Here is an 8,986-nt window from a genome sequence, read left to right on the forward strand (position 1 = left end):
GATCAGGCTCTCGACGATCGCTGCGCCGATGCCTTTCGAGGCGCCGGTGACGAGGGCGGTGCGATAGGTCATGGCCATTCTCCGTGACGATTAGAGTGCACCGTGTGCGGCCACTGTTTTCAAAATGCCGACCAGGCCAGGCTCGCGCGCGGCCTTCAGATCCTCGTGGCTGCGCCCGCCTACCGCCGCATTTGTCGAAGCTGTGATCGAGCGGATGGTCTCGCTGTCAAGCTTTGCGTCGAGCAGCGTGTCCCAGATCGCCTGATAGGTCGGGCCATATTTGCGCAGGAAGTCCTCGATGCCATCGGCGTTGAGGCTGTTGGAGATGAACGAACCTTGCAGGGTCCATTTCGCGCCCGGCCCATACATGAAGGCACGATCCACGTCCTCGACCGAGGCGACGCCGTCTCGCACCAGAGCGATCGCCTCGCGCCACATGGCGCCCATCAGGCGCAAGGCGATATGGCCGGTCACCTCCCGGTTGAGCGTTACCGGCTTCTTGCCGATGGCTTCATAGATGGCGCGTGCGCGGGCGATCGCTTGTGGATCCGATGTCTTGCCGCCGACGATCTCGACCAGCGGCATCAGATGCGCTGGATTGAAGGGATGGCCGAGCACGACGCGGCCGGGCAGGCGGCACTCGCCCTGCATGTCGGACACCAGCAGGGCCGAGGAGGAGGAGGCGATGACGATCTCGTCACCGACATGATCTTCGATCTCGGCGAGCAGCCGGCGCTTGAGGGCCAGGTCTTCCGGACCGTTCTCCTGCACGAAATCGACGCCTTGGAGCGTCTCGGCGAGCGTCGGAAAAAGATGGATCTCGCCGGGCGAGGGCGAGGATCCCTTCAACGCGTCTAGGTCGGCCATGAGTGCAGGCAGCACCTCGTTGAAAGCCGCTTCGCGCCGCTCTGTCGGGTCGAACACGCGCACCGCGTGGCCGGCATGGGCAAAGCAAGCCGTCCAGCGCTGCCCGATGACGCCGAAACCGACAATGCCGATGGTCAGTTTTTCCATCATCCGGCCCTCCTGCCGTCAAGCGCAGCGCGGAAGGCCTCGTTGAGGTCGTTCCACGGGATGAGAAGATCGATCCAAGCGCCAACCCGCCCGGTAGCCAGGATCGCCTCGTCCATCAGCGCACCGAGCGGATAGTTGCCGTCCATCGCCGCCTTGAGCCGGAAAAGCAGGGCAGGCGTTTCCTCCATGTGGCAGAAATCGCGTAGCCGGGTCGCGGTCTTGTCGAGCGCGATTGCTGCCGCCTGGCGCAGCACCAATTCGTCCTTCCGGCCGCGCTCGGCGCGGATCCACCAGAGGAATTCGTGCAGCACCCGCGCTTCTGATTCCGCGGTGAAGACAGGCCCTGCCGGGTGCATGATGGCGCGTGACGCGGTGACCCGGCTGATGTCGGCGGGACAGAACACCCACAGCGCCTTGCGAGCGGCAATGATATCCTGTGGCAGCGACGATGGCGGCGAAGGCTCGGACACGCCGCCATCCGACCGGACAAGCGTGCCTTCCAGGATGCGGCGGCCCTGGTCCTGTTTCAGTGTCGCGGCAAGTTCGGCAATGCCTTCCACCGGCGCGTCGAGATGGCCGAGAACGGTGATCTCGGCATTCTCCGCCTGAAGCGGCGCGAAGGTGATTTCGAGGAACTGCCGCACCGGCCAGTAGATGAATGCGCCGGCGGTCGCGGAAAGCACATGCGTAGCACCCTCGATATCCTCGACGAAGGGAGCATGCCAATAGATATGGCTGCCGGCGATCTTCGGCGTGTGCAGCTGCAGACGCATCGGCAAGGCCGAAAGCAGCGCGCGGCGCGTGCGCTCGGCATCGCCAGTCAGGCGCAGCGGCCAGCTGCGCCCCTCGGTCGAGAAAGTCAGGTCCATCTTATTTTCCCGGATTGAAGAACGAGACGGGTTTGAGGATCTGGTTGCGCATGTCGAGCAGATAGTCGGTCTCGATCACCTTGCGCCGGTAGGCCTGCCATTCCGGGTCTGCCTCCATGCGGTCGCGCCGCTCCTCCCGGTCGGCAAGGCTTTCATATCTCCACAGATGCACGGTGCGCGAGAGGTCGCCGATATGCGTCTGGAAGAAGCCGAAGGGCTCGCCCAGATAATGCCGCTGCATCGGCAGGCCGACGTCCTCGTAGAGTTTGAGGAAATGCGACAGCTTGTTGGGGCGGGCGGTGTAGGTGCGATGGTCGAAGATCATATCGGCACTCCTTCTGACATTCTGTCGTGGCGCCCTTGACGCGGGCGTGATGGTCTTGCCGGCTCAGCCGGCACTTCGCACCGTATCGGCGATGAGCCGGGCGGTGAGCGCCGGTGCCTCGATCTGCGGTACATGGCCAACGCCATCGAGAAGATGAACGGCAGTGAAGCCCGGCGCGCGGGCCGCATGGGCGACCGGGATGACGCGATCGAGCCTGCCCCAGATGAGCCGCGTCGGGACGGCGAGTTCGCCAAGCGCGCCCGCGAGATCGAAACCCTGCGTGCCGTCCGGGAACAGGCTTTCGGCCATCGCAGTGAGCGCGTCGCGATTGCCGGTCTTTTCCAGCTGTCTGAGTGCGGCCTGCGCATAACCGACCGGCAGGGCCGAGGGGTCGCCGACCATGACCGCCAGCCATCGCTCAAGCGCCGGGACGGTTGTTGCGCGGGCGAGCCCGGCAAGGAAGCCCGCATTGATCTCGGGGCCGAGCCCGCCAGGGGCAAGGAGTGTGACAGAGCGTACCGTAAAACGGCCCAGTCGTGCGAGCGCCAGAGCCGCCGCGCCGCCGAGCGAATGGCCGACGAGATGGGCATTGCCGACGCCCATCCCCTCCAGCCGGTCGGAGAGGAGGAAGGCGATCTCCTCGATGATGCTTGCAGGTCTTGCCGCTTCCGTACCATGGCCGGGCAAGTCGAGGCTGATCGTCTCGATCCCCGGCCCGAGCAACGGGACAACCTGCCGCCACACGGAGCGATCCGCCCCGAAGCCGTGGATGAGGACCACCGGCACCGTCTGCCGGGCCGGCGCGGCGACAGGCGATGCCTGGACTGCGGCTGGCGCCCGCTGGCCTGCACCGTCCTGTTCGTTCGTGCGAGCGGCAAGGGTGGCATCGATGTCGCGCTTCTTGATCCGTCCGCGCGGCCCGCTTCCCGAAATGGCGGCAAGGTCGAGCCCGGCCGCGGCGGCAAGGCGCCGGGCAAGCGGGCTGGCGATCGGGCGGCTGCCAGGCTGCCGGATGGAGGAAGAGGCTTCGTCAGCCACAAGCTCGCGCGGATTGGCTGCCGCGGCGGCTGCTGTCGCCGGCCCGACCGAGGCTGGCTGGCCAGCCATCGGCTTCGCGTCCGCGATCGTGCCGAGCACGGCGCCCACCGGCGCTTCCTGTCCCTCGGCGAAGAAGATTTCGGCCAGCCAGCCGTCGCGGTCGGCTTCGATTTCGGTCGCGGCCTTGGCCGTCTCGACGGTGACGACCAGATCGCCGGCCTTGACCGGATCGCCTGGCTTCACCGCCCAGGCGATCACCAGCACGGCTTCCATGTATTCGCCGCCGGCGCTGTCGATGCTGATCGGATGGGTCGCCATCGCCGCCGCCTCCGTCACTTCAGCGTCTTCAGCGCGGCGGTGCGGATCTTCTCGGCACTTGGCAGCATCGCCGTTTCCAGCGGCTCGGAATAGGGGATCGGCATGTCCGGCAGCGTGACGCGCGCGACCGGCGCGTCCAGCTCGTCGAAGGCGTGATCCATGATCGTTGCCGAAAGCTCGGCGGCGTAGCCGCAAAAGCGCCAGCCCTCGTTGACCACCACGGCATGGTGCGTTTTCGCGATCGAGGCGACGATGGCGTTGACATCCAGCGGGCGCAGCGACCGGAGATCGACGATCTCGGCCGAAACACCGTCGGCTGCGAGAAGATCCGCGGCTTTCAGTGCCTCGACCACCATCTTGGAGGTGGCGAATATCGAGATATCGTTGCCTTCGCGCAGGGTTGCCGCCTTGCCGAGCGGCACGGTCACATCGCCTTCCGGCACCTCGCCGCGGGTGTTGTAGAGCAGCTTGTGCTCGAGGAAGACCACCGGCTGGTCGTCGCGGATCGCGGCCTTCAGCATGCCCTTGGCGTCGGCGGGCGTCGAAGGAGCAACGACCTTGATGCCGGGTATGTGGGCAAGCATGGAATCGAGCGACTTGGAGTGCTGCGCGCCGGCGCCGGCGCCGCCGCCGCCCTGCGTACGCAGCACGAACGGCATCTTGACCTGGCCGTTCCAGATGTAATTGTAGATCGATGCCTGGTTGACCAGCGCATCGAGCGTCAGCGGCACGAAATCCGCATACATGATTTCCAGCACCGGCCGCGTGCCGGTCATCGCGGCGGTCACGGCCATGGCGGTCAGCGCCTGTTCGGAGATCGGCGTGTCGCGCACCCGCGTTTCGCCGAATTCCTCCATCAGCCCTTTCGTCACCTTGAAGACGCCGCCATAGCGTCCGATGTCCTCGCCGAAGACGAAGACGGAGGGGTCGGCCTGCATCTCTTCGCGCAGTGCCGCATTGAGCGCTTCGGCATACCGCATCATGGCCATGTCAGTGTGCCTCGCTGTAGGGGTTGCAGGCTTCGTCGAGCGAGAATTCGGGCATCGGGTCGGAGAGGGCCGCCGCGAATGCCTCGTCGACCTCAGCTCTGGCCGCCACCTCGATTGCCGCGAGTTTCGCCTCGCCGACGTCGCCCAAAAGCGCCTTGCGCGAGACGAGCAACGGGTCACGTTCCTTCCAGGCCGCAATATCCTCCGGCTTCTGGTAACCGCCCATGTCGGAGGTGGAGAAACCTTCGACGCGGTAGGTCTTACATTCGACCATGCCTGGGCCTTCGCCGCGCCTGGCGCGCTCGACCATGGCCGACACGGCACGGTAGACAGCCACCGCGTCATTGCCGTCGACGATCTCGGCCGGCATCGCGTAGCCGGCGGCGCGGATCGACAGGTCCTCGACCGGCGACTGGACCTCGGAGGGAACGGTCAGGCCGAACTGGTTGTGTTCGAGCACGAAGACGACCGGCAATTTCCACAGCCCCGCCATGTTCATGGCTTCGTGGCAGATGCCGGTTTGCGCGGCGCCGTCGCCAAAGACGCACATGGCGACATTGCCGGTGCCGAGGATCTGCATCGACAGCGCCATGCCGGTGGCGGCTGGAATGCCCGCGCCGACAATGGCATTGCCGCCGATCACGCCCTTTTCGGCATCGGCCACCAGCATGTGGCCGGCGCGCCCGCCGCAGGCACCGGTGGCCCGCCCGAAGATCTCGGCCACCACCGGGTGCACGGCCATGCCCTTGCCGATATAGACCGCGTGGCCACGATGGGTGGTGGCGACCTTGTCGCCGGCCTCCAGCACGGCGGTCGCGGCGACGCCGACGGCTTCCTGGCCATCGCAGCGATGGATCGGACCGCGCGTGCGTCCTTCCTTGTGAAGCGCCCCAAGGCCCTCTTCGAGATGCCGCACCAGCAGCATCCGGCGATAGATTTCCAGATGTTGTTCGACGGAAGGAGTGTTTTTCACCGATATCCCCGAGTTCGTGCCGAAATTAAATACAAAAGTGTCGACACTTTGCAAGCGCTTCTGCAAGATAGGGCAAAACAAGTTTGTGAAAAGGGGATCGATCATGCGTTTGGAGGGCAAGGCGGCCATCGTCACCGGAGCCGGCGCCGGTATCGGCGCGGCCGTCACGGAACTGTTTGCGAAGGAGGGCGCGCGCGTTCTGGTCGTCGATCGCGACGGCGCGCGGGCCGGCGAGGTGGCCGGCAGGACCGGAGCGCTGGCCTGGGAGGCGGACGTCTCGGACGAAGTCTCCGTGGCGACGATGGTGCGCCGCGCGCAAGAGGCCTTCGGCCGGGTGGACATTCTGGTCAACAATGCCGGTTACGGCATACGCGGTTCGGTTGTCACCACCGCGGCGGCGGATTGGGACGCGCTCATGGCCGTGAACCTCAAGGGCGTCTTTCTCTGCTCCAAATATGTCATTCCCGTCATGGCCGCGGGCGGCGGCGGGGTGATCGTGAACACCGCTTCCAACGTGGCCCATGTCGGACTTGCCGATCGGGCGGCCTATGTCGCCTCCAAGGGCGGCGTCGCGGCGCTGACGCGTGCCATGGCGCTTGACCATGTTGCGGACAAGATCCGCGTCAACGCCGTGGCACCGGGTGTGACCTGGTCGAGCTATTTCGAAACCATGCTGGAAACCCATCCCGATCCTCAGGGGTTTGTCGCGGCATTGAACGCGCGCTCACCGATGAATCGCGTCGCGCAGCCGGTTGAAATCGCAAATGCAATCCTGTGGCTCGCCAGTGACGAATCCTCTTTCGCCACCGGCTCGATCCTGACGGTCGACGGCGGCATGACCGCCTGGTAAGGCACGCCCCTGTCGTTGCGTAAGACGAAGCCTGCCCGTTTCAGGCAACGGGCCGGATGGAACGCAGGGCACGCAGCATCTCGTCGAGGTCGGCGCAGGGCAGGCAGCCTAGGTCTGCTATATCCTTGGTCACGTCGACCGGCAGGCCCGAATTGGACTCCTTGGGCACTTCGTTCAATCGTCCGCCGATGAGCACCGGCAAGGCAAGTCCGCGTGCCGCCATCGCTGCTTTCACCGCCTGTGCATAACGCAGCGCCACGCCATTGTAAGTGCTGACGGCGATCGCATCGGCCCCGGTTTCGGCGGCGCGGGCGACGAGTGTTTCCGGGTCGACGGCCACACCGGCATCGGCGATGACGATGCCCAGGCCTTCAAGCGCCTGTTCGACGAGATATTTTCCGTGCTCATGCACGTCGGTCGTGCCGATGCAGACGGTCAGGGGTCTAGGGCTTTCCAGCGGCTTTTGCGTCGCGACCCAGGCGACGGCCTTGTGGTTGAGCTCGCGCGCCCATTCGGCATGGATCAGCGGCGTGCGTCCGCGGATGCCGTCCGCGCCCGGGCCGAACAGCGCCTCCATGCGCTTCGGCCCCATGCGGCGGATGGCGAACATCAGCGCGGCCGGGTCTTCGGTATCCACCCCGCGCTCGGCCAGCCCTTTCATGACGGCACCGGCAAAGCGACGCCCGCCTTCGACCAGCACATCGGCCATCGCCTCCACCCTGGCCCAGTCGAAGACGGGGTCGTAGAAGGGGGCGTGCAGCGTGAGCCGGTGCGCGAAGGTTTGTGCGTCGATGATCTCGTCGACATCGGGAATGCGCTGGTTCTCGGTTACCGGTACCGGATTGATCGCATGGCCGGAGGGCCATCGCCCGACAGCCAGTATGTCGGCCAGGAGATAACTCGCCAGGGTTGCGTAATTGCCTGCCGGGGTCGACTGGTAGGAAACGGTGTTGCCGAAGATCATGGTGCCCGGCGTATCGCTGACCCGCACCAGCGCGGCATGGAAGGCAGCGCGCGACAGTGGATCGCTGAAGTGGTGGCCGTAGCAATGGCCGAGCCGCGCGCCGATCAGATCCTCGACGATGTGCTTTTCGACCAGCACCATGCCGAGCGCGCAGGCCATGTCGATGAACAGCCCGGCGAAGCCGTCGTCGAGATTGGAATGGACAAGGATTTCGGCATCCTGCGCGGCAATCAGGCCGAGGGCGGTGACGGTCGCTTCGGTGGTCGCGACATCATCGTCCCAGTAGGGCAGCCGGAAGGTGAAATACTGCCCCAGATTGCCGATGGCCGTTGCACCGGCGGCGATGGCGGCGCGGGTGTTTTCCACCGCGCCCGGCAGGCCGAGCATGAAGTCGCCGAAATGCGCGGCAGCGGGCGCGGCGTTGGTGATGCGGGCGAAATCCTCGGGGCCGGTGAGCACGATGCCGGTGCCGCGCGCGGCCTTTGCACGCATGGCTTGGGGATAACCCATCGACCAGTCGAGGGTGATGCCGAAACGGTCGACCGTTACCCCTGCCTTGCGGCATTGCTCATGCACCTCGCCGATCGCGGCCACGGTGCGGTCGACGCTTCTGAAGCCGATATGGGCGTGCTGCATGACTCGCTTTTCGGCCGCTGCCTTGCGCTTCCATGCGGCTTCGGACGGCATCCCAGTCTCGGTCAGGAAGCGGCAGCTGCCGAGGCGCCAGTCGCGCGCCATGACGCGTCCTTCGGCGAGGAGCTCGGCGCCAGGCTTGAGGCGCGGGTCGAGGAGGGCGGGGCTGAGGTCAGCGATCATGATGCTTTGCGATCAAGGTGAGCTTCGACAATGAAACGGCGAATGATGGCGGCAAGACCTTCGGGGTCGGCGAGGGGGTGAAAATGCGCACCGGGAACTGAAACAAACCGGGCATCCGGTATTGCCGCAGCGATCGCCTCCGAAAGGGCTGGCGGTGTCAGGATATCGCCGGTGGCCGCAATCACTTGAACCGGGGTGTCGATGCGCGGCAGATCGGCAAGGCGATCATGGTCGAGCAGCATGCGCACGCGCGCAGCACTGACTGTCAGCGGCGCCAGGGTGTCAGGGGCGGCGGCGACGGCTGCGTCGAGTTCCCCGGCATGCGTTTCGAGGTAGGACGGTTCGTGGCAGAGCACATGGCCGAGGCGCTGATAGGTCTCGGCCAAGCCGGCCTCCAGCAGTTCGGCGCGAGCGCTGAAGAGCGTGCGGAAACGGCTGTCGGCTCGCGCCCAGGAACTGCTGATCGTATAGCTCAGGCCAAGTTCCGAATGATCGAGCGCCAGCACCTGCGCGATGGCGCCACCAGTGGAATGCCCGACAATATGGGCGGGACCGCCCGTCTGCGCCAGCAGGCCGGCAATGTCGCTGGCGATCAGGGGAATGGAATAGGGGCTTTCGGGGCGATCGCTGCGACCGGCGCCGCGATGGTCGGTGACGATGACGCGATGGTCGGCCTCGAGCAGGCGTACCACACCAGTCCAGAACCTTCCATCACCGCCGAGCCCGGAGATGAGGATGAGGCGTGGGCCGGCGCTGCCTGATGTCTCGTAGTGGATGCGGCAGCCATCGGCGGCGGTGAAGAAGGGCATCAGCTGAGGCCCTCCCTGTCG

General features: G+C 65.7%; 9 protein-coding genes. 1 reads left to right on the forward strand and 8 read right to left on the reverse strand.

All coding sequences use genetic code 11. The annotated features are described in order from the left end of the window. Positions 1-90: 90 nt before the first annotated feature. From EN994_RS08090 to EN994_RS08115, 6 genes are all read right to left on the reverse strand, one after another. Complete coding sequence (locus EN994_RS08090; protein ID WP_063168743.1) at positions 91-1,017, reverse strand: 3-hydroxyacyl-CoA dehydrogenase NAD-binding domain-containing protein; 927 nt, start codon at positions 1,015-1,017, stop codon at positions 91-93. Continuing rightward, positions 1,014-1,883: a hypothetical protein gene (locus EN994_RS08095; RefSeq protein ID WP_063168742.1), complete on the reverse strand. Its 870-nt coding sequence runs from the start codon at positions 1,881-1,883 to the stop codon at positions 1,014-1,016. Before EN994_RS08095 ends, EN994_RS08090 begins: the two co-directional genes overlap by 4 nt. Position 1,884: 1 nt before the next feature. Then, positions 1,885-2,208 (reverse strand): NIPSNAP family protein, encoded by a 324-nt coding sequence (locus EN994_RS08100; RefSeq protein WP_063168741.1) that lies wholly within the window; start codon positions 2,206-2,208, stop codon positions 1,885-1,887. 63 nt (positions 2,209-2,271) lie between these two features. Next, positions 2,272-3,564 (reverse strand): alpha/beta fold hydrolase, encoded by a 1,293-nt coding sequence (locus tag EN994_RS08105; protein WP_127224187.1) that lies wholly within the window; start codon positions 3,562-3,564, stop codon positions 2,272-2,274. Positions 3,565-3,578: 14 nt separating this feature from the next. Further along, on the reverse strand, positions 3,579-4,553 hold the full coding sequence (locus EN994_RS08110; RefSeq protein ID WP_063168739.1) for an alpha-ketoacid dehydrogenase subunit beta: 975 nt from the start codon (positions 4,551-4,553) through the stop codon (positions 3,579-3,581). Position 4,554: 1 nt separating this feature from the next. Continuing rightward, positions 4,555-5,526, reverse strand: a complete 972-nt coding sequence (locus EN994_RS08115; protein ID WP_158515799.1) for a thiamine pyrophosphate-dependent dehydrogenase E1 component subunit alpha — start codon at positions 5,524-5,526, stop codon at positions 4,555-4,557. A gap of 103 nt (positions 5,527-5,629) precedes the next feature. On the opposite strand from EN994_RS08115, the gene EN994_RS08120 reads away from it, so the two are divergent. Further along, positions 5,630-6,376 (forward strand): SDR family oxidoreductase, encoded by a 747-nt coding sequence (locus EN994_RS08120; protein ID WP_063168737.1) that lies wholly within the window; start codon positions 5,630-5,632, stop codon positions 6,374-6,376. 40 nt (positions 6,377-6,416) lie between these two features. On the opposite strand, the gene EN994_RS08125 is transcribed toward EN994_RS08120, so the two are convergent. Together EN994_RS08125 and EN994_RS08130 are read right to left on the reverse strand one after the other, a co-directional pair. Beyond that, positions 6,417-8,156 carry a cobalamin-dependent protein gene (locus EN994_RS08125; protein WP_063168736.1) on the reverse strand — a complete coding sequence of 580 codons (1,740 nt, stop codon included), beginning with the start codon at positions 8,154-8,156 and terminating at the stop codon, positions 6,417-6,419. Next, a partial coding sequence (locus EN994_RS08130) for an alpha/beta hydrolase (RefSeq protein ID WP_206530383.1) occupies positions 8,153-8,986 on the reverse strand: 834 nt, incomplete at its 5' end. The genes EN994_RS08130 and EN994_RS08125, both read right to left, overlap by 4 nt.

The sequence above is a fragment of the Mesorhizobium sp. M7A.F.Ca.CA.002.09.1.1 genome (genome assembly GCF_003998555.1).
Taxonomy (GTDB): Bacteria; Pseudomonadota; Alphaproteobacteria; order Rhizobiales; family Rhizobiaceae; genus Mesorhizobium; species Mesorhizobium ciceri.

Coding starts and splice junctions, on each gene's coding strand:
- EN994_RS08090 (WP_063168743.1), bottom strand. CDS start 1,017: ATGATGGAAAAACTGACCATCGGCATTGTCGGTTTCGGCGTCATCGGG.
- EN994_RS08095 (WP_063168742.1), bottom strand. CDS start 1,883: ATGGACCTGACTTTCTCGACCGAGGGGCGCAGCTGGCCGCTGCGCCTG.
- EN994_RS08100 (WP_063168741.1), bottom strand. CDS start 2,208: ATGATCTTCGACCATCGCACCTACACCGCCCGCCCCAACAAGCTGTCG.
- EN994_RS08105 (WP_127224187.1), bottom strand. CDS start 3,564: ATGGCGACCCATCCGATCAGCATCGACAGCGCCGGCGGCGAATACATG.
- EN994_RS08110 (WP_063168739.1), bottom strand. CDS start 4,553: ATGGCCATGATGCGGTATGCCGAAGCGCTCAATGCGGCACTGCGCGAA.
- EN994_RS08120 (WP_063168737.1), top strand. CDS start 5,630: ATGCGTTTGGAGGGCAAGGCGGCCATCGTCACCGGAGCCGGCGCCGGT.
- EN994_RS08125 (WP_063168736.1), bottom strand. CDS start 8,156: ATGATCGCTGACCTCAGCCCCGCCCTCCTCGACCCGCGCCTCAAGCCT.